Below are 25,331 nucleotides of genomic sequence, written 5' to 3'. Positions count from 1 at the left end.
CTCCGTATGCGCGAAGTGTTCATTTAAAGTGGTCTGATGCCTTTCACCACTGCCAATGCCGCTCCCGGGTGCTGCTGCGCAGCAAGGGCCACCCATCAACCTGCCATTCCGCCACCCGTAAGCGGCCGGTTCGACCTCGTCGATCATTTCGGTCGACGCGTGAACGAACGCAGCTTTGGCTCGAAGCACCTTCTCGTGTTCTTCGGCTTCTCGCACTGCGCCGTTGTGTGTCCGCGGGAACTGTCGAAGCTCGGCGAGGCATTGGCGATGCTCGGACCGCTCGCCGACCAGGTGCAGGCTCTCTACGTATCCGTTGACCCCATCCGGGACACGCCCGGTGTGTTGCGGACGTACCTTGCGCAATACCGTCGCTTCGGTGATGGCTTCCTCGGGCTCACCGGCACGCAGGAGCAGGCGGAGGAGGCCAGGAAGTCGTTTCGCGTGTTCGCAGCGCGGCAAGACGAGCCCGACGCGCCCGATGGCTACGTGCTCTCACACACGGCCCTCTGCTATTTCATGGCGCCGGGCGGGACCTATCAAACCCACTTTGCCGACTCGCTCGATGCCGCGACGGTGTCGACCCGAATGCGGCGGTTTCTGGAGCGCCCCTTCCATGACTTCGCATGAAACGCAGCAACTCGATGACCTGCAGGTCGGCCATCTGCGGCACTTCGCCAATCTCTCGCGCCAGCCCATCAACGACTGGTCCTTCATGCAGGGTCGCGGCACTGGCCAGGATGATTTCGGTGGCTACCGCTTCCAGATGGCCTATATGGCTTACGCCCTGGCGCTCGCTCACCGCCATCGTCTACCCGCCGCGCCAGGCGTCTTCAAGCCGGTCTTCGAACGCTTCATGGAGAAGATGCTGCTGCCCGAGGTCTGGATGTATTGGGCGCGTGTGAGTCGCGGAGGCAGCGTCTTCAACGCGCATCTGTCCGACGCTTACACCGAAGACTGGAATCCGGTCGGTCGTGACAACATCATGTACAGCGCTTACGTGCAGTCGATGGCGCTGCTGTACAACTATCTGTTCGACGACAACCGCTACGCTGCACCGGGGGCGCTGAGCTTTCAGTACTGGTCCTTCTTTTGGGGCGGGAAGGAACGGCGTTTCGAATACGATCAGACGAGCCTCAACCAGCACATCTACTGGCAGATGGTCGAGAGCGGATACCTGGGCGTGGCTTGCGAGCCGAATTGCGTGTTCCAGATCTGCAACCAGCCCGCGATCCTGGGGTTTCGCATGCACGATCTCGTCACAGGCGAGTCGATGGCCCGGGAAGTGACCGAGGGCTACCAGAAGGCATGGGACCAATTCGGTCGGCTGGGGGCCAACGGGCACTACAACGCGATGCTCTCGCAGGACACGCGGGCGGTCCGCGACAACGCCGGACTCTCGCCGTGGGTCGATGCGTGGTGCGGCACGCTCATGAACATGTGGAACCGGGACTTCGTGCGTGAGCATTACCCGGCCCAGATCGCGGACTGGCTGGTCCGTGGGGCTGAAGGCGCCATGTCGGTCCGCTCGGTCGAGCGTCCCACGGTGATGGGCCAAACGATCATCAACGATGACTCGGACTTCGGATGGGCGGCCACCTGGGCTTCCGAGATGGGCGACACGGCGGTGCTCAAGGGCCTGCTGACGCACGCCGACCGCTACATGAGCCCGCTCTGGCGTGACGGCGGTTACTGCTACCCACGCAACGACGTCATGTCAGACAAGGACGGCTTCCGATCGCTGGTGGAGCCCATGACAGGAAACGTGCTGCTTGGCTATGCCCGACTCAATGTGCCCGATGGCCTCTGGGGCTTGTACAACACGCCCTGGTCGAAAGCACAACACCACGACCCGGCGCTGACGGAGGTGGGCGTGGGGGTGGACGTGCTGCAGGCCTACGTGGACCACGATGCGAGAGTGCTGAACTTTGCAGTACGACGGCAGCGAGCGCGAGATGAGGGCTTTGAGGTCGGCATCGGGCGATTGGCCGCCGCGGGTCATTGGACCCTGTTGCAACGTGGTGAGGTCGTCGCACGGGGCCACGGTGTGCAAATCTTGGCATCGGAGGCCTTCAATGTTCGCGCCATGTCCGGCGGCATCGAATTTACGTGTCCAAGCGGGGACGCAATTGCGTTCCGATTGCTGTTCGGCCTGGCCGAACGCGCAGCGGCCGCTTAGTCATGAAGCAGACATCGATCCATCGCTGGATCGCGTGCGGGACGTGCTGTCGCAGATGCGGTGAAGTTGTTGCGCACGTCCGACCGGAGCGGTACGCTCCTGCCTCGGTTGCACCACATGGAAGTCATTCCCAAGATCAAAGACGGCGAGATCGACCTGCTGCATCTCCAGATCTTCGAGATCCTCCTGGTGGAGCGAAACCTGACGCGCTGTGCGCGGGTGCTCAACATGACCCAGCCGGCGCTGAGCAAGATGCTGGCGCGGCTGCGCCTCTTCTTCGGCGATCCGCTGTTCGTGCGCGTGGCGCTGCGGATGGAGCCGACGCCCAAGGCGCTTGAGCTCGCGCAACCGGTGCGTGCGGTGCTCGATGGCATGCGTGCACTGCGCTCCGGCTACGTTGCCTTCGACCCGCTCACTTCGGAGCGTCGCTTCAGCGTCTTCATGGTGGATGCGGCCGTGGTGCAGATGCTGCCGCCGCTGCTGGCGGCCTTGCGCGTCGAAGCGCCCAAGGTGCACGTCCAGGCGGTTCCCTGCGATGTCCACCACCTGGACCAATGGCTGGAGTCGGGGCTTGTCGACTTCGCGATCGGCTCCTTTGCCTCGCTCACGCAGGGCATCCGGCGCCACCCGCTGTGGACGGAGCGCTACGTGTCGTTGTTTCGCAAGGGGCATCCGCGACTGTCGGCCGAGAACATGGCGGCGGGAGGCGACGACGCCCGCGCGCAACACGCGCTCGAGCGCTTCATCAACGAGCAGCATGCGCTGGTCTCCGCCACCGGCACGGGCCATGAGTACGCCCATGCCGAACGTCAACTCGAGGCGATCCTGCCCAGCGACCACATCGTGTGCCGGGTCCCGACCTTCGCCTCCGCCGCACTCATCGCGAGGAACTCCGATGTCGTGGCGACCGTCCCGCGGACCTTGGGCACGGCGCTGGCCCGCGACCTGGACCTCGTGGCGGTCGAGCCGCCGCTGCCGTTGCCACCCATGGAGATCGCGCAGTACTGGCACGATCGCTTTCATCGCGATCCAGGCAGCCAGTGGTTCCGTTCGATCGTGCGGCGCCTGTTCGTGCGCGATGGCGCTCAAGCCGCTTGAGCCACTTCTCGCGGCGAGGCAGCAGGCGTTGCCGGTGACGCTGCCACGGGATTGAGGACCAGGTCGAACTCCAGCAGGTACGTGCCGTCGGCCTGTAGTTGCCAGTCGCCGAGCAGGGATTCGCGCACGCCGAAGACGGCGTCGGAGTCGAGATACGCATCGCCCTTGCGGAAGACATGCGTCACGAGTGTCTCGAAGCCCGGTGCGGTCACCATGAAGTGCAGATGGGCGGGGCGCCAGGGATGGCGACGGGTCGCGCGCAGCATGTCGCCGACGGTGCCGTCGTCGGGGATCGGATAGGCCACCGGAAGGACGCTGCGGAAGTGGAAGCGCCCCAGTGCGTCAGCCTCCAGCACGCCGCGCCCCTGCGCCTCTTCGAGCGGTTCTCTCTGCACGTCGTAGAAGCCCTCGCTGTCGGCTTGCCAGACCTCCAGCCGGGCACGCGGGATGGGTGTGCCGTCCAGGCTGCGCACGGTGCCTCGCACAACGCTCGGCTCGCCGCTCGCACCGTTGCCGACGTCGCCGCCGTTCTCGTAGTGCGGCGCGCCTGCGACATGGAACGGTCCGAAGACGGTTGCTTCAGTCGCTCCGACGGGCTTGTCGTGGTTCAGCGCGACCGTCAGCATGGACAGTCCGAGCGTGTCGCTGAGAAGGATGAATTCCTGGCGCGTCGCGTCGCACTTCTGGCCTGTGGCGGTCAGGAACTCGATGCCCTTCATCCACTCGGCCTCGGTCAGTTCGACCTCGCGCGCGAAGTCGTGCAGGTGTCGCACCAGGCTCGTGAGTATTCGCTTGAGTCGCGGGTCTGGCGTATCGGCGAAACGGTCGATCACCGCGTCGGTGATCGTGAACTGGTCGAGGTTGCGCATGGTGGTCTCCTTGGGTTTGACGTGGGGGGTTAGAAGGGGCAAAGCAACATGGCCCAGAGCCGCGTGCCCTGTGGTCGGTTGCGAGCGCCGAATTCCGACTGCATGCGCAGCGTGAGGGCGAACTTCGGTGTGATGCGATAGCTGCCGAACAGCCCGAGCGCGTTGACGCGGCCCTTGTTGTTGGGAACGGTGGCGCCGTTGACGTCGTCGTCGGTGGTTTGCCGGTACACGTAACCGTTCAGGCCCAGGAGCAGTTGCGGCATCACCCGGTAGCCGGCGCTGAACTCGATGCTTGCTTCGTCGCCAGAGTGGTAGCCCGTGGCGCCATTGCGGTCGTTGATGCCGTAGCGGAACTTGGCGCTCACGTCGGAACGCGAGTCGGGAAACCAGGTGAAGGCATAGACGGGCGCCACCTGGTTGTAGTTGCGCCCTGTGTTCACGTTGTCGCGCACGTCGTAGCTGCCGGTGCGCAGGTGGGTCTCGATGCCCAGCGTCTGGTGAAAGCTCGTGCCGTGCCACCCGAGGATGATCGGCGAGAAGGACATGTCTGCGAGGCCGGTCTTCTCCCCGCCCTTGTCGAGCGGCGGCAGTGGCGCGCGGCGCGCGATGCCGAGGGTGAGATCCACCCCGCTGACGGGCTGGACGATGCGCGTCTCCACGTTCGCGCCCAGGAACAGCACGCCGGGCCATACGTACGACAGGCGTGGTGCGATCACGTCTGCCCGAAGATGGAAGTCCGAGAACTTCGCGCTGTCGTTGCCCGCGTTGTCCTTGTAGTGCGACGCCGCGTAGTGCTGGTAGAAGAGCAGCCAGTTCGCGCCCTCCGGCAGCATGTAGCCGGCGAAAGTGTTGTCGACGCCGATCGGATAGGAGTTGCCGCCGCCTTCCGTCGCGCGGGCCGTGTCGATCTGTGTCGACCAGGCACCCAGCGCGGCCAGCGCTGCGACCAGGGGCCGGCTTCGGCTGCTCATGGCGCGGGGCGGACGCCATCGAATGCGTCCTGCAACAGTCGACGGATGGCGTGCGCTTCGAGCGGGCGCGGGTTCGGATAGCGGTTCTGCATCGCAATCTCGCAGGCCCGGTCGAGATCGGCGCTGCGCATGCCGATGTCCTTCAGGGCCATGCGCGCACCGGCGCCCTGTGCGAGGTCGTAGACGCCTTGCGGCGCATCGTCGCGCCTCAGCGCTTTCGCGGTGCGCGCCATCGCGGCGGGCGCCGCCTTGGCGTTGTAGGCCAGTGCGTGCGGCAGCACGATCGTGTGCGTCTCGGCGTGCGGCAGGTTGAAGCTCCCGCCGAGCGTGTGGCACAGCTTGTGGTGCAGGCCCATGCCGACCGCGCCCAGGGCGGTGCCGCACAGCCATGCGCCGTAGAGTGCTTCGCCGCGCGCCGCCTCGACGCGCACGGGATCGGCGCTCGCCAGGGCAGGCAAGGCGCGGCCGAACGCCGCGATGCCTTCCTGCGCCATCAGGTCGATGACCGGGTTCGTGTCTGCCGCATAGAGGCTCTCTGCGGCATGCGCGAGTGCGTTCATGCCGCTGGTGATGCTCATGGCCACGGGCAGCGACAGCGTCAGGTCGACGTCGTAGAGAACGGTGCGCGGACGCACGCGTGCGTCGAGCCCGGTCTTCTTCACGCCGGCCTCGGTGATGCCGTAGATGCTGGTCATCTCCGATCCGGCGTAGGTGGTCGGGATGGCGATGATGGGCAGCGAGGACTCGAGCGCGATCGCCTTGCCGAGGCCGATGGTCGAGCCGCCGCCGATGGCCACGGCGCAATCGGCACCGAGCCTTGCGGCGAGATCGCGCGCCTCGCGAGCCACCTCGATCGGCACATGCATTTCGGCGCGGTCGAAGATGCAGACGCAGCGGGCGCCGAGCAACCCGGCCACGCGCTCGGCCTCGGCGCGCTGGCCCGGCGTGCTCAAGACGATGGCGCGTGAAGCGCCCAAGGCGGCGACCTCCTTGCCGAGGCGCTCCAGCGTGCCGCTGCCGAACACCACGCGTTGCGCGTGGCCGGTGTAGATGAAGTCCTTCATGCCGAGGCACTCTTTTCCGGGTGGGACAGCGGTCGACGGGCCTGCGCGCGGTCCACGAAGCGGATGCGCAGTTCGTCGCCGCGCGCCGCTCCGAGCGTCCCGTCGGTCACGAGGCGCACCATCCGACGGCCGGTCTCGCGGTCGTCGCGAATGCGCAGCCAGGCGGGAAGCCAAGGTGATGCGTCATCGCGTTGTCGCACCGAACCTACGTAGTCGGCCGCTGCCGGCGCGCACATTCCGCGGCCCAACGCGGCCTCGACGACCAGCCGCGATGCGGCCAGCGCCCGCGTGATCGTCCCGGTCATCTCGTGCGGACGTTGCAGCACGGCGGAAGCGCCCGCGAGATCGCCACGCTCGATCAGGCGGCGCGCCTCGGTGGAAGAACTGCGCACGGCATCCTGCGTGCCGGGTACGCGATCGAGCTGCACGCCGGTGACCGCGAAGCCGAGCCGCAGCCCCAGCGTCGACAGGTATGCCACCGTGCCCTGCCGGCCGCGCCCGCAGGCGAAGTTCTCGCCCACGATCAGCTCGTGCATGCCGAGCGGGTTCAGCAGCGTCGTCAGCACGAACTCGTCGGCCGGTTGCTGGCAGCGGGCATGGTCGAAGCGCAGCACGAGGCAGTGGTCGACCGCGCCGGTCGCGGCCAGCAGTTGCATCCGGTCGTCCAGGCTCGACAGCAGCATCGGGCAGGCGTCGGGGCGGACGACCGCACGCGGGTGCGGATCGAAGGTCACCACCGCGGTCGGCACGCCGAGCTGCCGGCCGCGTTCGCGAAGTTGCCGCAGCACTTTCGCGTGGCCACGGTGGACCCCGTCGAACATGCCGATGGAGACGACCGCGGCAGGCAGCCGCAGTTCGCTGGTGTCGGTGAGGACCTTCATGGCGCGGCCTCAGATGGCGAGCGTGGAACTCAGCGACAGGTGCTCCTGGTGCCGGGCCGAGTCCATGGCCTTGGCATAGTCTGCCGTCGCCTTGTACTCGGTGTTGTCTTCGGCCACCGAGTCGATGCCGCAGACCTGCCGAGCGAGCTTGCCGTAGGTGCCCGAGCCGGAGAACTCGGCGCGCTGCATGGTCAGCATCCGGATGCTCTGCAGCGGCGTGCCGTTGAAGTTCTCGAAGACGAACAGGCGGCTGCCCCAGTCGGTGAGGAACAGGTCGCGGATCACGCGGCCGATGCGCAGGCGGTCCTTCGGCCGGCCGACCGGACCGCTGTTCATCCGTTCGAACAGCGTGTTGAGCTTCGAGTCTTCCCACTGGTCCTCGGTCGCGAAGAGCAGGGCGCTGCGGCCCGACAGGTCGACCAGCTCGTAGATCATCTGCGAGAAGTTCTCCAGGTAGAGCGCGCGGCCGAAGTCGTAGATCAGGATGTTCGGCTTGTAGAGTCCGCCCGGCGTGTGGAAGCCGAGCTCCTCGCTCGCCACCACGTGCGCGAGCATCGCCTGGTGGAAGCCGATGAGCTTCGCCACGCGCGTCTGCACCGCGGGAATCTTGCTGGTCCCGATGTGCTCGGTGATCAGCACGGCAAGGCCGGCCATGAGTTCGGCACGCACCATCTGGCGCACCAGTGCGTGGTAGTGCAGCCAGTCGAACACGCGCTGCGGATAGAGCTTGGCATGCTCGGCGTTGCCGAGGTGGAAGACATGCGACCACGGAATGAAGACCTTGTCGAACACCGTCATGCCGTCGAGTTCGTCGCCCTTGGAGGCGAGCGGATGCTCGACCGCGTCTTCCTTGACGAGGCTCTCGCGGCAGACCACGCTGACGCCCCTGGTCGCCACCGGCACGGCGGCGAAGATGATCTGGTCGCCCGGAATGCCCGGACGGAAGAACACGCCGATGTGCACCCAGTCGGCGAAGGCGGTGCCGGTCGACACGGCTTTCACGCCGTCGACGACGATGCCCTGCTCGTTGCGCTCGATCACGCGCAGGCCTGGAGACTTCGCTTGCGCCTCGGGTGTCGAGCGGTCCATCTGCGGGTCGACGAAATTCGGCGCGCAGTTGTGGTCGCGGTTGCGCACGAACTCGGCGAAGTCGAGGATGTTCTGCGCGAGCGGCCGGCCCTCGGTGCCGACGGAGGTCTTCTGCCAGGGCATCGGATCGTCGGTGTACGTGGTCAGCACGTAGTTGTTGACGTCCGGCGTGCGCGGGAAGGAGGCGCCCATCATTTCGCGCATCACGGTCTCGTGGTAGCGGCGCTTCTTCTTCAGCTCCTCCTTCGTGTGATGGCCGAACCACATCATCGAACGGCGCTCGCCCTTGTCGTCGACATAGGTCATCACGTCCTGCAGGTCGGGGCGATGGTGCAGGTCGTAGAAGTCGGCATGGCGCTGCGCGTAGTCGCGCGTCTTCGGATGCGTCGCGACGTTGTCGATCTTCTCGTTGCCGACCCACACGACGCGGCCGTCGTTGAGGGACTCGAGGTATTGCTTTCCGGTTCTGAGCATGGCTGTTCCTTGGTGGAGGGGGAGAACGAAAGAAACCGTTGGCTCAGGCGTGAGCTGTCGGCTGGGTGGTTGCATAGGAGCGCTTGCAATAGACAAGCGGATCGCGGTGCTCTGCGGTGTGCGTCGTCGTCGCCAGCACGCGGGCGAGGAATACGCTGTGGGTGCCGACTTCCATTGCGCTGACGACGCGGCAATCGAGTGCGACGAGTGCGTCTTCGCTGTAGGGCGCGCCGGTCGACAGCGTGTGCCAGTTGCCTTGCTCGAAGCGCTCCTTCATCGGCACGCCACCGACGCCGGCGAACAGGTCGGACGTGCTGCGCTGGTGCGCGCTGAGCCAGTTCACGCACAACACGTCGTTGGCCTTGACCACGCTGTTCACATAGCTGCGGCGGTTCATGCACACCAGCAGCGTCGGCGGGTCCGCGCAGACGGAGGCGACCGCCGAGCAGGTCACGCCGGCCATGCCGCCGGGACCATCGGTGGTGACGATGGTCACCGCTGTCACGGCATGGGCGAGGGCTTCGCGGAACTCGGCATCGGAGATGCTTGATTCGAAAGTCTGGGTGACTGCTTCGATCACTGCGTCGTGGGTCATGGCTGCACTCCTCAGGTTCGCTGGGACAGAGGCCGGAATGGCGCTCTGTGGCTGAGGGAAATGGTAGGAGGACGGGCCGGCGGGCACCATCCGCTGCAGCGGAATACACACTATTCCCGGATCGCTGCGCAGGGGGCAGAAGCGCCTCAATCCACGTCGGTTTACACCCAGCTGAAACAGTGATGCGCATGCACGGATGCGCGCCGCGTTTCGAGTGAAGCAACGCTTCGCGAGTTGCTTATGCACCACCCATCTCGGCGAGTCTCTGCGTCGATTCCGTCATCTGCATCGGTGATTTGACGAGATGCAAGAAGCGTCGGCCGCCCGGACTTGGCCTTGGCCACATCGTTGGGTAGCATTCCCGAGCAACTTCGGAGAGCTCGAATCTTGGCAGCCAGCAATCCACACTCGTTCACCGCGGAAGAATCGCTTGCGTGCCTCAAGGAGGGTAACGAGCGTTTCGTCAACGGCCTTGCGCGCTTCCCGACCGTGCAGAAGGAGGTCCTCGCGGACCTCGCGAAAGGCCAGCATCCCCACACCACGATACTGGGATGCAGCGACAGCCGCGTGCCGCCCGAGCTCGTGTTTGACGCCTCATTCGGAGAGCTCTTCGTCATTCGCGTGGCGGGCAATGTGCTCGGGCCCGCGATCCTGGGCACGCTGCAGTACGCGGGTTTGCATCTGCGCACGCCGCTTTTCGTCGTCATGGGCCACGAAGGGTGCGGAGCCGTGGATGCCGCGATCGGCTCAAGGTTTCATGGCCTCGCCCAACAGAGCCGGATCGAGGCCCTGCTCGAAAACATCGGGCCGGCTCTTGACGATCTCGATGCGTCGCTGCCGCATGAGGCTTTGCTGCACGCTGCGGTCGAGGCCAACGTGCGTCACACGGTCCATGCGCTTCTCGGCACGGGGGAAGTGCAGGCGCGACTCGCGGAGGGGGAAATGAAGCTGATCGGTGCGGTCTACGACCTCGAGTCGGGCCGGGTCCGCTTCCTGGACTGACGCGGGCTACGGGACTTCATCAACCCTTCGGTAGAAGACCAAAAACAGCGACTCCATTCGTGGTCCCGACATAAACCTTCCCATTGGCAACCATCGGCGTGATGTACTTGTTCCCCGCACCGAACTGGTCACGCGTACCCATCTGATTGCTGTTGTAGAACTCGGTAGCGAGATTGCCGGGGTCGAACGCATGCAGCGCCGCAACGTTGCCATTCTCGGCCGCCCACACGATGCCTTGGGCAGACCCATTGGCCGACACACTCGGTGTCGTGCCGGGAAAAACAAAAGTCATGCCTGTCTGACTGGACGGCGTCGCCGACAACCTCGCATCGGCAATCTTGAACGCCTTCAAGTGATCGCTGACGGAGCCAAAATAAATCGTGTTGTTGAAATACGCCGGCATGCCGAATTCGCCGCCGCCCAGCTGTGCAGGAATCTCCTGGTAGATGTTGTCGCCAGCAGCGTTGAACTTCCCCATCGAGTCACGATCGAGCACATAGATGATGTTGTCCTTGCCCGCTCCCAGGGTGAGATGACGAACAACACCACTCGCATCCGCGAGATCCGGCAGCACAAGCGCGCCACCCGAGCCGAGGTCTTCATCCGCGTTGGACTCCTGAACAGTCTTCGACATCGCGAAGTAGTCCGCGACCGACAGCCCGCCGCTCGTGCCGAGTTTCAGATAGGTATTTCCGAAGTCGCCTTGCGCAGGAAAGCCGCTGGCGTTCAAGGTGGTATCGAACGTGCCGTTCGCGTCGAGCAGGTAGATCGATGAGCCATCCGATGCGGGGCCGGCGCCGCTCATCCAGACCGATCCGCGCGCACCATTCGGCGTGACGTTGAGTACGGACGCCTGCTGCAACGTGTCCGCGCTGAAGCCGATGATCCAGCCGTTGTACGCGCCCCCGTCGCAATGCGAGGTCCACGTCGTGTAGACGACGCCGTTGAGCAGCAGCAACCCCGCGCGCTCGGCATAGGACGACGGCGCAAACACGACGCGGCCGTTCGAACTGTTCGGACCGCTACCCGGATACGACGCGGCGACCTCGGTCGGTCCGTTCAATTGTTCGGCGCCAGTCGCGAGGTCGAGCGCATGTACGCGCTGGTGGTAGCCGCCGCCGGAATCCTTCGTCATCGCGACGAAAAAGATGGTGCCATGCGTCCCGCGTGAGCGGTCGATGACCGGCGTCGACGTGATGCCGATCTCGGGCGTGATCTGGCCGCAGCCGTGATCGTCGCTGGTTGTCTCGCCAGCGCCAAGTGCCGATGCTTTCCACAGTTGCGCGCCGGTGTCGGCATCGAGCGCGAACACGCTGTCGTGTTCGGTGACGACGTACAGCACGTTGTGCGTGCCGCCGGCCATCGCCAGCGCGCCGACGAAAAGCGGCTGCCCATCCACCTTGCCGTCGACCGTAAAGAAGCCGACCTTGCCGAAGGTCGTTGCGTTGACGTTCGCGGGCGTGAGGATGGTTTCGTGGAGGTTCTGGCCAGTGCGCGCAATGTCGTTGTGGTAGGTCACGACATCGGCGGCCGCGGACACCGCGGCGCCGACCGGCGAGGTGGCGGTACCGCTCGTGCTTCCAGTCCCGCCGGTGGTGCTGCCGCCGCCCGCTGCGGTCGTCGGGCTGACGCTGCCCGCGGCGGGCGTTGGGCCGCCGCCGACCGCTGCGGGCGTCGGGCCGCCCGAACCGCTGGCAACGGTGCTGGCGATGCCTGGAGTTCCGCCGCCGCCTCCACTGCAACTCAGGAAGATCGTGGCGCAAAGAAACAGCGCGCCCAGCAGCACGAAAAGGCGGGAGAGTGGCGGCGTTCGCATGGCATCCAGTTTGACGTTCGGTTTCAAGGTGGTGCAGACATAGCCCTTTCGCCGCCGCTCAAGCGACGGGCGCCAGTTCGACATTGGACTCCTCAATCGGTCCAGTTGGGTCGGCGGCCTCGCGAGAACGCCACGCAGCTATTGCCAAGGGTCGCGCGCGCTGCGGGCAGCCTGGGGGCTACTTGTTCCTGAAGGTGTCGTGGCAGGACTTGCAGGACTCGCCCAACGTGCCCATGGCGGCTTTCAGTGCGTCGAGGTTGCCGGCTTTCGCGGCGACCTGGAGCTTCTGGGTGTCGGACATCAACCTCTCGCTGAGCTCCTTGAATTTCGCCTGCTCCTGCCAGATCTCCGGCTTGGCCTTGCCGCCTTCGGTACCGGGCCCGAATCCGGCCCAGGGAAGCTTCGATATTTCGGCCACAACCTCGGCGTTGGCCACCGCGGCCGTCGCATCGTAGGGCACCCTGCCGGCGGCCATGGCACCCAGACGGCCGACATGCTGGCCCTGGATGAACATCACGCTCTGACGGTACTTGATGGCATCTTCGGTCTTGGCGAACTGCGCGCCGGCCGACATGGAAAAGCCGCCGCAAGTGGCGACCAGGATGAGGGGAGCAAGGGTCTTCATTCGTTGGTCCTTCTTGTTCGCGCACCGCGGAGTACGGCGCCCACCGGTTTCGATTCGCTGCGGTTCGGGACTGGAGACAGCCCACGGCGCGGTTCATTCCGCGCTGGAGGCGGAACGTTCATTCCCGGAAACGCGCGATCGGTTCAATACCCATGAAGCCTGGGCACGGGTTCCGCGTGTCGCCTGCCACGGCCTTTGGCGAGCGCAACTGCAACACTCCCGGTCGCGGCCAGCCGCGGTGGGCCCCTGTCCAGAGGGGTTCATGAGCCCGGCGCAGCAGGGGGCGCACCGTTCTCGCGTCGATGCTGGCGCTTGCTTTTTCTTACTTCCACGCAGTGAACCCCGGCGGCCTCCGCGGGAATTCACGGTCCGGTGCTGTTCGGCGCGGCACCGCAACGACCAACCGTGGAGAGCAACGATGAACACTTCATTACCGCGCAGGCCACTTCTCATCGGCTCGCTCATCGCCTTGGCCCTCCCAGGCTGCGGCGGCGGCGGCAACAACGGGGCTTTCATCCCTGCGGCTACGCCGGCGCCCATGGTCACGCCCACACCCGCGGCCGCGCCCGCCATGGTTGGCGGCTTCAGCGCCACCGCCCTGGTGTCCGACGTTGCCCTCAGCGCGTACAGCGCCACCAATCGCGACACCCATCTGGTCAATGCCTGGGGGATCGCCTTCAACCCGAAAGGCTTCGTCTGGGTGGCCGACAACGGCACGGACAGCTCCACCCTGTATGACGGCAATGGCGTGCCGCAATCGCTCGTCGTGAGCACCCCGCCGAGCCCGACCGGTATCGTCTTCAACGGCAGCAGCACCGACTTCACGCTGACGAGCGGCGGCAAGAGCGGCGCCAGCCCCTTCGTGTTTGCGACAGAAAGCGGCATGTTGGCCGCATGGTCGCCAGCCGTCGATTCCACCGCAGCCCTCGCGGTCTACGACGGCAGCGGCGCGGGCAAGGTCTACAAAGGTCTGGCCATCGGCAGTTCGGGGGGCGCCAACTTGCTGTATGCCACCGATTTCCACAACGGTGCAGTTGACGTGTTCAACGGCAGCTTCCAGCTCAACCCCGCCAGCGGAGCCTTTCACGACCCGGCGCTGCCTGCCGGTTTTGCCCCCTTCGGCATCCAGGCCCTGGGCAATCTGATCTACGTGAGTTACGCGATGCAGGATGCCGACGCCCATGACGAGGTGGACGGTGCCGGCCTTGGCTTCATCGACGTCTACGATACTGCCGGCACCTTCATCAGGGAGTTGGTGGGGGCGGGCGGCGCACTCAACGCGCCTTGGGGCATGGCGATGGCGCCTGGCAGCGGCTTCGGCGCCTTCAACGGCGCGCTGCTGGTGGGTAATTTTGGTGACGGCAAGATCAATGCCTACGACCCCAACACCGGCGCCATGCTGGGCACCCTGTCGGATGGCACCGGCGCGCCGCTGGTGATCGACGGCCTGTGGGGCATCGCATTCGGCAACGGTCTCGACAGCCAGCCCAAGACGACCCTGTTCTTCGCCGCCGGGCCCAACGGCGAGTCTCACGGGGTTTATGGCCGCATTGATGCGAACTGAATCGATCAGCCGAGCACACTTCACTCGAACGCGTGGCGGATCAGCGTACGAATGCCGCAGGCGAATAGTTCGCGAGTTCGGCGAAGAGCTTTGTCCACGCGCGCGTGCCATCCTGAATCGAGCTCAACCTGAAGAACTCGTTGGGTGCGTGAACATCCTCGTCGGGCAGGTTGTAGCCGAACATCAAGGTGTCGATACCCAATGTCTGCTTGAAGATCGCCGTGATCGGCACGGTCGCGCCGAGCCGAACGTGTATGGCCCGATGGCCGGTCTCCCGCTCGAGAACCGCCTCCGCGGCGCGCACGAGTGGATGATCAGGGGCAAGGCTCGAGGCGGGCGATCCGTCGTTCATTGCCACGATGTCCAGCGCGCATTCCTTCGGGCAATGCTGTCGCAGATGGTCCAGGATCGATTGAAGGACGGCCGGAGGATCCTGTCCCTCGACGACCCGTACGGTCAGCTTGACACCGGCCTCGCAGGGAACGATCGTCTTTCCACCGTCTCCCGTGTAGCCGCCCCAAAGACCGTTGACGTCCAATGCCGGGCGCAGAGTCACGCGTTCACGCGGCGTAAAGCCCACCTCACCATGAGAGCTGCCGCCCACGTCCGAAAAGAAAGCAGCTTCGTCGTATGGGAAGGCGGCCGTGTCGGCACGCTGCTTCGGCGTCGGTGGTGCCGAGCCAAGATAGAAACCTTCGACAGCCACGCTGCCATCGGTGTTGTGGAGCGACGTGACAAGCCGCGCCATCTCGTGCAACGCATTTCTCACACTGCCGCCGTATCGCCCGGAGTGCAGGTCCTTGTCCGCGGTCCGCAAGCGCACTTCGAGTTGTGCATTTCCACGAGCGCCGGTATTGATTGTCGGCACCATCGCGCTGGCGCGGCCCCCGTCGGCTGACAACACGGCATCGGCCATCAGCAGCGAGCGATGGCGCTCGACGATCGAGCGCAACGTGGGGCTGCCTGTTTCCTCTTCACCCTCCAGGAACACCTTGATGTTGACGGGGCACCCGCCCTGCACTGCAAGATATGCGGCAACGACTTCGAGCGCGATGGTGGTCGAGCCCTTGACGTCGGATGTTCCGCGCGCATACAGCCGGTCGCCGATTTCGGTCGGCTCGAATGGCGGGGTGCGCCAGAGCTCGACGGGGTCGGCGGGCTGTACGTCGTAGTGGCCGTAGACCATCAAGGTCGGTTTGCCTGGCGCGCCATTCCATTCCCCGTAGACCGCTGGCTCACCGCCTCCATCCAGCAGGCGAACCCCGCTCAGTCCGATCTCGCGCAGTCGTTCGAGCAAGAGCAGGCGCGCAGCCGCCATGTCGGAGGAATATGCGGGATCGGCGCTCACGCTGGGGATGCGCAAGAAGGTCTTCAGCCAGTCCACGATGGCTGGTTGCCGCGCGACGAGATGGGCAATGACAAGTTGTTCGGTCATGAGGTTTTCAGCCAGTTTCAGTAAAGGGGAGGGAACACGGCGGGACCCCACACGGTGTCGCACTGGTGCGCCTGCTCGAACGCATTGGTTGTCGCCACGACCGAGGGGTATGTGAAGCTGACGATCGTGCGGTCACTCGGCCCGGTGAAGCGCGGCCAGTGCGTCGTGATATTTCGACCGTCCCCGTTGGGGTCGCTGTTCTTCGCAAAGTTGAGCAGATAGGTCATCACCTGGACCGACAGCGCCTTGCGCTGAGCCATCGTGGCGACATCGGGCGCGGCGTTGCGCTGGTCGAAATAGGGATAGCTGGCCAGTGCATCGACCGTGCCGGTGAGGTAGTAGCTGTCCATGCCATGCGAAGAGCCGTAGTAGAAAGCCGTGGGGGCGACAGCCGGGAACGAGAGCTGCGGATCGACAAATTCGTAGCCGTACACAGGCACCCAGGCGGACAGGGCCGTGCGACGAGAACTGTTTGCGCACGAATACAACGAGTCACCCAAGGCACGTGCATAGCCTTGCGCGGGCACTGCGAAACTGGCGCCCGGATACGCCGCATCGAGCTTCGTCGCGTCGTATCCCGTCGGGGCCAGGGAGTGCAGATACAACCCATAGTTGGCCGCCGTCTCCGTGGTGTCCGCGAAGATCGTTCCTTCGTCGTAGACACCACCGATCATGACCGGCACCTGGTTGAAATTGCCAGTCTCGAAGGCCCGCGCGGGCACCTGCGTCACGATCTGGTTGTCGACGGTCGGACGCCATTTGAGTCCCCCTTGCGCCAGCAAGGCAGACACCGGCACGGCGCGCAGACAGGCGACAACATCCGCCGCATTGGTGCAGCCCAGGTTCGCGACGGCGGTATCACCGACTGCAAGTGAACTGTCCATGGTCGGATTGGAGTACTCGCCAGATCCGCCGCTCTCCATGACCGCGCGTTGGAAGAGTCCCTTTGCTTTCGGCGACTGCACCAGGGTGAAGGTCTGGGTGCCCCCGGCAGAGAGTCCCCAGAGCGTCACGTTGCCGGGGTCGCCGCCGAACGCCGCAATGTTTTTCTTCGTCCAGTCAAGCGCGGCAAGTTCGTCCATCAACGCAAAATTTCCGAGGCTGCCGTCCTTGTTTGCCGCGCGCAGCGCCTTGTTCGCCAGGAACCCGAGCGCGCCCAGACGGTAGTTCATGCTCACCACGACGACTCCGCTGCTCGCCAGGGTGCCAGGGCCTTGCGCGCCCGAGCCCAGGGTGAAAGCACCGCCGTGGATGTAGAAAATCGTCGGCAATTTGTCGCCGGGTTTTGCCCCTGCGGGCTTCCACACGTTGAGGTAAAGGCAGTCTTCGGACGAGGTCGGCTCGATGCCCGGACCTTGGGCGCAAGCGCTGCCGAACTTTATTGCTTGAAGGACGGCACTGTGCGCGGACGGCGGCTGGGGCGGTGCCCACCTCAAGTTGCCTGTTGGCGGTTGCGCGTAGGGGATGCCCAGAAAGGTGACGGAGTCCGTTCCTGCTACGCCCGCGACCGTCCCTTCGGTCGTCACGGCGATGTTGGGCGCCTGCTCAGCGGGTGGCGTCGAAGTCGGTGCGGTCGGGGTTGCCACCGCCGGAGCGGCGGCAACGGGCGGGACGAGCCCAAATCCGGCGGAACCACTGCTTCCACCGCCGCCGCATGCTGTCAGTGCGAGCGTTGCGGCGATCGCAGGGAGCGCGAAATTGATCTGCTTCATTGATTGTCTCTTTCGTTTCAGGTGGAATTACGGCAATTCGTAGCCAGTCGTCTTGACCAACTGCCTGTATCGCTCGACTTCACTTGCATAGAACTTCTCGCCGGCCTCGACGGTCATCGGCTCGAATACAGTCTTGGCCTGCAATTCAAGAGACGAACGGGCCTGTGGATCCTTGAGCGAGGCCGAAATGGCCGCGTTGAGGCGTTCCACAATCGGGCGGGGAGTTCCTTTCTTTACGACATAGGAAGTCCAGATCGTGAAATCAAAGCCCTTGAGTGCCTTGCTTTCTGCGCTTGATTGAACGGAGTTGAATGGAGCCGGTAGGCTCTTTCCAGACGAAAGCGCGCCAATGACACGCAAGCGTCCTTGTTTCGCGTAGTCAGCATAAATTGCCTGATATGGCATGAACGCAAAATCGAGTTGCCCGCCAATCAAATCCTGGATGAGCGGGGCGCCTCCCTTGTATGGCACATGGGTAATCTGGGCACCGGTTTTCTTGATGAACAGCTCGCCAAGCAGGTTGTACAGCGTTCCTGCTCCTGGCGTTCCATAAGAAAGTGGTGCGTCTTTTCTTGCCTTCGCCAAATCCACCAACTCATCGAGCGAGTGAGCCGGTAAATCCGATCTGACTACCACGATCAGTGGTGACACGGCCACAGGTGCGACCCATTGGAAATCTTCCGGTTTGTAGCGCGTGCTCTTATTGACAAGCGTCGGCAGGATGAGCTCGCTCGGCGAGCCTTGGAAAAGGTAATAGCCGTCCGCGGCTGCGGCAAGCACCTTGTTGGCAGCAATCGCGCCGCTGGCGCCGCCAAGATTTTCAACAATGACCTGACCGTCCAGGTCCTTGGCGATCGGCCCGCTCAAGGCGCGCGCCGTGAAATCGCTGGCGGCTCCAGCCGCATAGGGAACCATCATCGAAACGACTCTGGACGGATAGCGGCTCTCCGCCATCGATACCGAGCCGAAAAATGTCATTAGCGCTGCTGCGCAGAGCCATCGAGTGAGCCTGTTCATCGGGGATCCTCAGTCACAAAAAGTAGTGCGACGGATGCTACGAACCCCGTGAATTGGCGTCCAATGTATTATTTTTCTCATTATCATGAGTTGTGCTTATGATCCTGCCGCATGAACCTTCAACAGCTCAACCATCTGCTGGCGCTGGCCGACACCGGGTCATTCAGTCGTGCATCCGAGAAAGTGCACGTGACGCAGCCCGCTCTCAGTCGAAGCATTCAGATGCTGGAGCAGGAACTTGGCCTTCCGCTGGTCGACCGCATCGGCAAGCGAAACGAACTGACTCCGTTTGGCGCAATGGTGGTCGCGCGTGCCAAGCGCATTTCGATGGAAGCTCACGAGCTGAAGCGCACTGCCGCGCTTCTCGTTGAAGGGTATGCGGGCTTGGTACGACTTGGGCTGGGGGGCGCCTCCAGTGCGCTTTTTTCAGCGCCCCTTCTCACGAAGATGCTGACCGACTATCCCAAGGTCAGCTTGCAGATTCGCAGTGGCGCTGCAGATATGCAGCTGGCTGCGCTTCGTGCCCGTGCAATTGACGCAGTTGTATTGACTTATCGTGCGGTTGTGCCGCGCGATGATCTACACATTGAACTCCTGCCCACGATGCGCTCTGGATTTGTCTGTCGAAGTGGTCATCCGCTGGTCAGGCCAGATGGTCTTGCAATTTCGTTCGATGAAATCACGCGCTACCCGATAATTTCGACAAATGTCAGTGACGACGTAGCTCGAATTCTCGTCGAGCGCTACGGTCCGAGCGCAAACCCGCAAAAATGGCTTCACATTTCATCGGACGAAATCGGCGCATTGATCGAGGCCGTGCAAAATAGCGATGCGATATTTCTGGGCGTCATAGGAGCTGCACGCGCGCTCCTGGAAAAGAAAGAAGTCGTGGAGATCAAACTAAATCCAGACGCCGGCTTGGGCGTTCAACTGGCTTTCATTACGCTGGAAGGGCGCACAGAGGCGCCTGCACTCAAGGTGGTTCGCGATATTTGCCTTGAACTCGCGAAGATTGATCCGGCGACCTGAGTCATTTGTCAGTATCCAGGCTCTGAGAACGGCGCGCTCACAATTAGTCGCGGAGATCAGCCCCTTTTGCCCAGGAATCTCTTGGACTTCCGCGACACAGATTGCGAGCGCCCCCAGCAAAGATTGCCGCAAGCCCCGTCGCTAATTCGCTGCGACCGGCTTGACGCAGGCCTGTGCGCTGGCAGCCACGCAAGTGCCCGTGCAGACCGCCTTGCCATCGCGACCGACCGACGCCGCGCCTTGCGGTGAGCCCGAGCAATACAGGACACCTTCGGCATCCGCAACGCAAACGCCCGGACCGCACGCGGCCACTCCATAGCGATCCACTGCGATACCCCCACCGGGCCTTGAGCAGACCACATCGCCGAGGCGATCCGACAGGCAGCTGGCGTTGGGCTGCGGGCATACCATGCGCCCGTCGCGGTCGGGCGTGCAGTTCGCGGTCTGGGCTGCCACAGCCGTGCTGAACAGGAACAAGATGGCAGCAATATATGACTCCACGCCCGCCTGCATCAGCAGGCCGATGACCTGCCCGAGATGGAGGCGTCCTTCACTCGAGCCGTTGGCGGCCTCGAGGATGGCTTCTTGTGTCGCAAGGTCCATGGGTTCTTCGGTTGATGAATGGAACAGGTGGGTTGTCTCCGCTCAAGCGTCGGCCCGCGATGCGCGATTCGGATACCAGGTGGTGAACTTGATGGCGCCGTAGAGCGCCAGAATGGTCGCGACGATGCTGGCGCGCATGGGCACGTCCGGCCGATAGAGCATCACGAGGTCTGCGGCTACGAGGACGACGAAGGCCAGGGCCCACACTGTCGAGATCACATCGTTGGTCTTCAGGAACGCAGGCGTGTTCCAGTACTCCAGTGGCACCTGCTCCCGGGCGTACTGAAGCGTGAAAGGCCGCCTCACCACCAGGGACGCCACGACGATCAGCAGCAGGCCGCAGTCCACCCTGAGCCGCACGCCGACGACCGACCAGTCAGGCGACGCCAGCGCGGCGTAGACGGCCAACCCGCCGAACAGGACCAGCGAGCCCAGTTCCAGCATCCGGGGAGATCGACGCTTGCCGACCAGATCTCGCGCGATCAATGCCGCCGACACCAACGCGCCGGCCAGCAAGCCAGCCGTGGATCCGATCAGCCGGTCCACCAGTGCGAAGGCGATGAACGGCGCGAACGACAGAACGATGCCCATGATCGATTTCTCCCAGGAACTGGAAAGGTTTCAGACCTGCGAAGCGCGGACGGCCAAACGCCTGCACGCTTATTTATCCACTGGAAAGATTGTGGTAGTCTGGTCTTCCGGTGTCAATATTCCTTTCGATAGCGATGCGGTGCGCGTGGTTTTCGCGTGCTGCAGCCAGAACTTCAAATCCTTCTGCATCTTGACCAAGCCCAGTACGCCACGGCGCAACAACTACCACCATGGATCGCTGGTTCCCGCGCTGATGGAAGCATCGGAGGCCGTGTTGCGGCGCGACGGGCTGGCCTACTTCACGGTGCGCGGCGTTGCCCGGGAAGCAGGCGTGTCGCACACGGCGTTCAAGCATCACTTCGGGGACATGGTCGGGCTGTGCAGCGAGCTGGGCGCGCGCGGTCATTTGAGGCTCGCGGCGTGCATGGAAGCAAGTGCCCAGGGGCACGAATCCGGAAGGCCGCGCCGCCAGGCCATCGCGCGTGGCTACATCTCGTTCAGCGTGGACAACCCCGACCTTTTTCGATTGATGTCGCGCCAGGACATGCTCGACTTCAATCGGCCTGCCCTGGCAGAGGCGGTGGGCATTTCGGCACGCGCACTGGCAGGCGTCTTTGGCAAGCCCTCATCGGTGCCCGGCGCACCGTTGCGTCCGTTCGGGCAGCTCGAAGCGCAACAAGTCATCGCCATGGCGAGCGGATGGAGCCTGGTCCATGGCCTGTCGATGTTGTTGATCGACGGAAGGCTCACCAGTCTGGCGCTTGCGGCCGATTCGATCCGGGAGCCCATGGCGCTGGTGGAGGCCGTCATCACCAGCATGGAGATGATTTTTCACAAGCCACCGAGTGGGGCGTGATTCCCGAGTGCATGCGTGTACGCGCTCGTTGTGCAAGGGCACGCCTGATCACTGTTTCGACGCGAGCGAGCTGGTGACGGGTTCAACAGGGGCGCTTGCGGAATTCGGGGTGCGCCGCGAGTTGCGCGTCGCGGGCACTGGGATGGATGTCGGTATGGCGAGAAGGGCGCGAACGCGTCGCCGCGTCCGCGCCCCCTCAGTTCAGAACACGTAGCGGTACTTCACCGTGCCCGAGTTCGACCGGAAGCCGCCGGCGAACTCGCCGCCGTAGGACAGCGTCAGCTCCTGGCCGTGGCCCAGCAGCAGGGTGGCGCCCAGCTCCACGCGGCCGCGCCGCTCGGGGATGCTGGAATTCACCTGGAAGGGCTGCACGCCGGGCGCAGCAGCCCAGCCTTCGAGGCGCGCCTGGCCGCTGGCCTGGCTCTCCTTCGACAGCGTGGCGCCGATGGCGGCGTAGCCGCGCACCTCCATCCCGCCGAGCTTCATGTCGGGCGTGCCGATCTCCAGCATGGGCGAGGCCGCGAAGAAGTTCTGCCCGCCGCCGGAGGCCTGCAGGTCCAGCGCGCCAGCGCCGGTTTCGCGGTTATCGCTGGTCTGCACGCGCACCGCATGCAGGTCCAGGTAGGGCCGCAGGTAGAAGCCGTCCATCGGCATGGCGTAGGCGATGCGCCCATGCACCCCGGCGTGCCACATGTGGAAATCGCCCTTGGCTTGCGCCACGGTCTGCGCGAAGGCGATGTGGCGCGTGCTGTCGTAGCTGCCGTAGCCCAGGTCGGCCGAGCCCGAGAAGGTCCACGGCCCGGTCTGGTACTTGAGCACCCCGGCGACCGAGCCGCTGGAGCCGTCGACGCTCTGGTCGACTCCGTTGGCATGCAGCCGGGTGTTGTCGTAAGACACCGCGCCGCCGGCGAACCATCCTTCGGCGATGCGGCGCTGCGCGCCGGCCTGCAGCGCGGAGTTCGACATCCCGAAGCCCGCTTCGTCGGCGGTGCCGTCGCGGCTGGTCCTGCTCTCGGTGACGCGCGCCCAGTTGCAGTCGGCCTCGGGCGCGAGTTCGCCCATGTCCCCGCGGCCCGCGCAATGCGCCGTGTTCATGCGCTCGGCCAGCGTCACGCTGCTGGCCACGCGCGTGATGTTGGCGCTTTGCAGGAGCTCGCCCGAGAGGTTGTCGAGGGCGTTGGAGTAGGCCGGCAGCGAGCCCAGCGTGGCGAGCTGGGCGTACACGGCCCCCTGCGCCGGGGTGGTGCCGCCGCCGAAGCCAGCGTCGAGGTGCATCGCCAGCGCGTTGCGGTTGGCGCCCAGGCCGCCCTGCACAGCCGCCGTGCCGAGCTTGGAGTAGGGCGTCACGCTCAGCGTGGCGCCGCCGGCATCGGGCTTGGACAAGCCGCCAGCCGCCGCGGCGCCGCCATTGCCGCTGACGGTCGTGCCGTAGCCGAACAGCAGGTTGCCGCCGCCGTCCTGCACGCGCAGTGCAGGGTCGGTCGTCAGGCTACCGCTGGCGCTGAGCACGTTGAAGCTCGTGGGCGAAAGGGTGGTCGGATGCAGCAGCACCGTGCCGGCCAGGCTGGCACTGCCGTCGACCACGAGGCTGTCGTTGCGCCGCCCGACCGTGTCCACGTCGATCACGGTCCGGCCGCTGGCGGTCTGCTGCAACTGGCCGTGCACGTTGGTCTGGGCCATGTGGGCACCGCCCACCGTCAGCGTGCCGGCGTTGCTCAGCAGGCCGCCCGCGCCCAGGTCGACGGTGTCGCCTGCGTTGAAGGTCGCGCCCGGCATGTTGGAAAAGGCGCTGTTCCCCTTGGGCAGCTTGATCGAGCCGCTGAAGGTGCTGTTCGTGTCGTTGATGAGGTTGGCTGGCTGGTTGCCGGCCAGCGCCACGCCGTTGCCTTCGTTGGCGACGATCACCCCCGAGTTCTTGATCGTGTTGGTTCCTGCGCCGTCCACGAAGATCGCGATGCCCGTCGGATCCGAGGTCTCGATCGCGCTTGTGCTGTCCAGGCTGATCGTGGTGTCGTTGACGCCGTTGCCGCGGCTTTGCACGTACACCCCGTACGACTGCGGTCCGTTGACATTGATCGACGCGCCGTTGGTCAATGCGACGTTGATGGCGCCGGTGCAGGCACTGCCGCTGCACCCCGCATAAGGGGACGCTCCTGCGAATGTCACGCCCGTGCCATCGCTGGAGCCCATCACGCCGCCACCGCCGCCGAAGGCCTGCGCCCACACGCCGTGCGCTCGCGCGGCGTAGGTCGTGATGTCCGCTCCGTTGAGGTTCACGTTCACGTTGCCACCCTGTCCCGAGGTGCTCACCGGCGTCGACTGGATCGTGCTGCCCGGCGTGAACTGCGACAGTGCGCCGAACAGGCCGCCACCGCCGCCGATGCTCTGCGCGAACAGGGCCGTGGCACCGTCTCCGCTGGTGTTGACATTGGCCGACTGGAGGTTGAGCGCCACGGCGCCGCCGTTGCCCTGGTGCGCGCCCGCGCCGAACAGCGTCGCCAGCGCCCCCGGTGTGTTGGAGGCGCCGGCCACCAGGCCGCCGCCGCCGCCGATGCTCTGCACGACGACACCGTGCGCGTCCTGGCCCCCGGTGCTGATGAGGGCCGATTTGCTGGCGCTGCCCAGATTCACGGTAACGGCGCCGCCGTTGCCGCTGGCGCCGTCTCCACCGCCCAGCGTCAGGGGCAGGGTCAGCGTGCCCGGCAGCGTGCCCGTGGTGCCGTCGCTGACTTGCAGCGAGCCGCCGCCACCGCCGATGCTCTGCGCCAGCACACCCACGCTGCCCTGGCCCTGGGTTTCCAGCAGGGCCAGGCCGCTGCCAGTCTGCGCACTGTTGACCGTGACCGCGCCGCCATCGCTGGCTTTGCCTCCGCGCCCGCCCAGGCTCAGCTGCATCGAGCCGATGCTGGCGGTGACGGCATTGCTGCTCAGAACTGTGGCGGTGCCGCCGCCGCCGCCGACGCTCTGCGCGACCATGCCACTCGCATAGCTGCCCTGCGTTTGCACGGCGCCTTCGTTGTCCAGCGTCACCGCACCGCCGGCGCCGCTGGCGCCGCCGCTGCCGCCCACCACGACCGACAGGTTGGCGAGCGCGCCGCCGGTATTGCCCTGGATGCCGGCGTCGCCACCGCCGCCGCCGATGCTCTGGCCGACCATGCCGTGGGCCATGATGCCGGAGGTGATGATCGACGCGCCGGCCGCGTTGGCCGCCGTGACCGTGCCGGCGGCACCGCCATTGGCGCCGTTCGCGCCCAGTGCCAGCGAAGCGTTCCCGGTGGAGTTCTGGCCGAGCGTCCCCGAGAAGGTGGTGGCGCCGCCGACCCCGCCGCCGCCGCCGATGCTCTGCACCATGATGCCGTCGGCGCGCGATCCCGCGGTGAGGATGTTGCCGGCGTTGCTCGCGCCGGCTGTGCCGCCGCTGCCCCCACCGCCGCCCTTGCCGCCGACCGTCAGCCCCAGCTGGATGCCCTTGGCGATGCCGCTGTCGTTGTCATCGCCGGTCGCGGCCACCGAAAGCGTGCCATCGCTGCTGTCGCCGCCGACCCCGAGCGCCTTCTGCACCTCCTTGACGTTGTTGACGTCGGCCAGGATGCCGTCGCCGACCTTGAACACCTTGTCCGCGATCGGGGTCACGCCCTTGCCGACGCCCAGGCCGTTGGTGACGCTGCTCAACAGCGCCGCGGCCGTCTGTCCCGGCGTTGCCGCGGTGCCGGCGGTCGACGAGCCCTTGCCTGCCAGCCCGCCGCCACCGCCCACGCTCTGCACCAGGATGCCGTCCGAGTCGGCGCCGTTGGTGACGATCGTGCCCTTGTTGGTCACCGTGGCGCTGCCGCCGTTGCCGCCGGCACCCGCGCTGCCGCCCAC

21 protein-coding genes are annotated in these 25,331 nt (G+C 65.2%); 7 read left to right on the top strand and 14 right to left on the bottom strand.

Annotated elements, in window-relative coordinates; genetic code table 11:
• The first annotated feature begins 36 nt into the window (after positions 1 to 36).
• The 3 genes from HCU76_RS30490 to HCU76_RS30480 all read left to right on the top strand — a co-directional run bounded on the left by HCU76_RS30490 (position 37) and on the right by HCU76_RS30480 (position 3,274).
• The gene (locus tag HCU76_RS30490) at positions 37 to 627 is read left to right on the top strand and encodes an SCO family protein (RefSeq protein WP_218511334.1); all 591 of its coding nucleotides are present in this window, start codon (positions 37 to 39) and stop codon (positions 625 to 627) included.
• Positions 614 to 2,176 carry a hypothetical protein gene (locus HCU76_RS30485; protein ID WP_218511333.1) on the top strand — a complete coding sequence of 521 codons (1,563 nt, stop codon included), beginning with the start codon at positions 614 to 616 and terminating at the stop codon, positions 2,174 to 2,176. Before HCU76_RS30490 ends, HCU76_RS30485 begins: the two co-directional genes overlap by 14 nt.
• A gap of 117 nt (positions 2,177 to 2,293) precedes the next feature.
• Positions 2,294 to 3,274 carry a LysR family transcriptional regulator gene (locus tag HCU76_RS30480; RefSeq protein ID WP_218511332.1) on the top strand — a complete coding sequence of 327 codons (981 nt, stop codon included), beginning with the start codon at positions 2,294 to 2,296 and terminating at the stop codon, positions 3,272 to 3,274.
• Here HCU76_RS30480 and HCU76_RS30475 read toward each other — a convergent pair.
• From HCU76_RS30475 to HCU76_RS30450, 6 genes are read right to left on the bottom strand one after another with little or no spacing between them, the layout of a single operon-like run.
• Entirely contained in the window at positions 3,262 to 4,143 is an 882-nt protein-coding gene (locus tag HCU76_RS30475; protein ID WP_218511331.1) for an intradiol ring-cleavage dioxygenase, read from the bottom strand. The genes HCU76_RS30480 and HCU76_RS30475 overlap by 13 nt on opposite strands.
• 29 nt (positions 4,144 to 4,172) lie before the next feature.
• Entirely contained in the window at positions 4,173 to 5,114 is a 942-nt protein-coding gene (locus HCU76_RS30470; protein ID WP_218511330.1) for a transporter, read from the bottom strand.
• Complete coding sequence (locus HCU76_RS30465; RefSeq protein WP_218511329.1) at positions 5,111 to 6,178, bottom strand: maleylacetate reductase; 1,068 nt, start codon at positions 6,176 to 6,178, stop codon at positions 5,111 to 5,113. Before HCU76_RS30465 ends, HCU76_RS30470 begins: the two co-directional genes overlap by 4 nt.
• On the bottom strand, positions 6,175 to 7,059 hold the full coding sequence (locus HCU76_RS30460) for an FAD synthetase family protein (RefSeq protein WP_218511328.1): 885 nt from the start codon (positions 7,057 to 7,059) through the stop codon (positions 6,175 to 6,177). The genes HCU76_RS30465 and HCU76_RS30460 overlap by 4 nt, the downstream gene beginning before the upstream one ends.
• Positions 7,060 to 7,068: 9 nt before the next feature.
• Complete coding sequence (locus HCU76_RS30455; protein WP_213959478.1) at positions 7,069 to 8,622, bottom strand: 4-hydroxyphenylacetate 3-hydroxylase N-terminal domain-containing protein; 1,554 nt, start codon at positions 8,620 to 8,622, stop codon at positions 7,069 to 7,071.
• A 43-nt stretch (positions 8,623 to 8,665) separates the two neighbouring features.
• The gene (locus HCU76_RS30450) at positions 8,666 to 9,217 is read right to left on the bottom strand and encodes a flavin reductase (RefSeq protein ID WP_218511327.1); all 552 of its coding nucleotides are present in this window, start codon (positions 9,215 to 9,217) and stop codon (positions 8,666 to 8,668) included.
• Positions 9,218 to 9,604: 387 nt separating this feature from the next.
• On the opposite strand from HCU76_RS30450, the gene HCU76_RS30445 reads away from it, so the two are divergent.
• Positions 9,605 to 10,219, top strand: a complete 615-nt coding sequence (locus HCU76_RS30445; RefSeq protein ID WP_218511326.1) for a carbonic anhydrase — start codon at positions 9,605 to 9,607, stop codon at positions 10,217 to 10,219.
• Positions 10,220 to 10,238: 19 nt separating this feature from the next.
• Here HCU76_RS30445 and HCU76_RS30440 read toward each other — a convergent pair whose 3' ends face one another.
• Both HCU76_RS30440 and HCU76_RS30435 read right to left on the bottom strand, forming a co-directional pair.
• The gene (locus HCU76_RS30440) at positions 10,239 to 12,035 is read right to left on the bottom strand and encodes a PQQ-binding-like beta-propeller repeat protein (protein ID WP_218511378.1); all 1,797 of its coding nucleotides are present in this window, start codon (positions 12,033 to 12,035) and stop codon (positions 10,239 to 10,241) included.
• 178 nt (positions 12,036 to 12,213) lie between these two features.
• Positions 12,214 to 12,660, bottom strand: a complete 447-nt coding sequence (locus tag HCU76_RS30435; protein ID WP_218511325.1) for a cytochrome c — start codon at positions 12,658 to 12,660, stop codon at positions 12,214 to 12,216.
• A 538-nt stretch (positions 12,661 to 13,198) separates the two neighbouring features.
• On the opposite strand from HCU76_RS30435, the gene HCU76_RS30430 reads away from it, so the two are divergent.
• On the top strand, positions 13,199 to 14,224 hold the full coding sequence (locus HCU76_RS30430; protein ID WP_218511324.1) for a TIGR03118 family protein: 1,026 nt from the start codon (positions 13,199 to 13,201) through the stop codon (positions 14,222 to 14,224).
• 40 nt (positions 14,225 to 14,264) lie between these two features.
• Here the strand turns inward: HCU76_RS30430 and HCU76_RS30425 are convergent, their stop codons facing one another.
• The 3 genes from HCU76_RS30425 to HCU76_RS30415 are packed head-to-tail and all read right to left on the bottom strand — an operon-like array spanning position 14,265 to position 18,388.
• Positions 14,265 to 15,659, bottom strand: coding sequence for a dipeptidase (locus HCU76_RS30425; RefSeq protein WP_218511323.1), 1,395 nt, complete (start codon positions 15,657 to 15,659; stop codon positions 14,265 to 14,267).
• Between the two features lie 17 nt (positions 15,660 to 15,676).
• A complete protein-coding gene (locus HCU76_RS30420) occupies positions 15,677 to 17,371 on the bottom strand; it encodes a carboxylesterase/lipase family protein (protein ID WP_218511322.1) in 1,695 nt (564 codons plus the stop codon).
• Between the two features lie 27 nt (positions 17,372 to 17,398).
• On the bottom strand, positions 17,399 to 18,388 hold the full coding sequence (locus HCU76_RS30415; RefSeq protein WP_218511321.1) for a tripartite tricarboxylate transporter substrate binding protein: 990 nt from the start codon (positions 18,386 to 18,388) through the stop codon (positions 17,399 to 17,401).
• 111 nt (positions 18,389 to 18,499) lie between these two features.
• On the opposite strand from HCU76_RS30415, the gene HCU76_RS30410 reads away from it, so the two are divergent.
• Positions 18,500 to 19,417: a LysR family transcriptional regulator gene (locus HCU76_RS30410; protein ID WP_218511320.1), complete on the top strand. Its 918-nt coding sequence runs from the start codon at positions 18,500 to 18,502 to the stop codon at positions 19,415 to 19,417.
• A 141-nt stretch (positions 19,418 to 19,558) separates the two neighbouring features.
• On the opposite strand, the gene HCU76_RS30405 is transcribed toward HCU76_RS30410, so the two are convergent.
• Positions 19,559 to 20,020, bottom strand: coding sequence for a hypothetical protein (locus tag HCU76_RS30405; protein ID WP_213959487.1), 462 nt, complete (start codon positions 20,018 to 20,020; stop codon positions 19,559 to 19,561).
• Between the two features lie 42 nt (positions 20,021 to 20,062).
• Positions 20,063 to 20,611, bottom strand: coding sequence for a hypothetical protein (locus HCU76_RS30400; protein ID WP_213959488.1), 549 nt, complete (start codon positions 20,609 to 20,611; stop codon positions 20,063 to 20,065).
• On the opposite strand from HCU76_RS30400, the gene HCU76_RS30395 reads away from it, so the two are divergent.
• Entirely contained in the window at positions 20,610 to 21,467 is an 858-nt protein-coding gene (locus HCU76_RS30395; RefSeq protein WP_218511319.1) for a TetR/AcrR family transcriptional regulator, read from the top strand. The two genes, HCU76_RS30400 and HCU76_RS30395, sit on opposite strands and share 2 nt — an antisense overlap.
• 201 nt (positions 21,468 to 21,668) lie before the next feature.
• Here HCU76_RS30395 and HCU76_RS30390 read toward each other — a convergent pair.
• The coding region (locus tag HCU76_RS30390) for an autotransporter outer membrane beta-barrel domain-containing protein (protein ID WP_218511318.1) at positions 21,669 to 25,331 on the bottom strand (3,663 nt) is incomplete at its 5' end.

This window comes from Variovorax sp. dw_308 (genome assembly GCF_019207085.1).
Classification (GTDB): Bacteria; Pseudomonadota; Gammaproteobacteria; order Burkholderiales; family Burkholderiaceae_C; genus Variovorax.
This window is presented reverse-complemented; position numbering and strand designations above follow the sequence as displayed.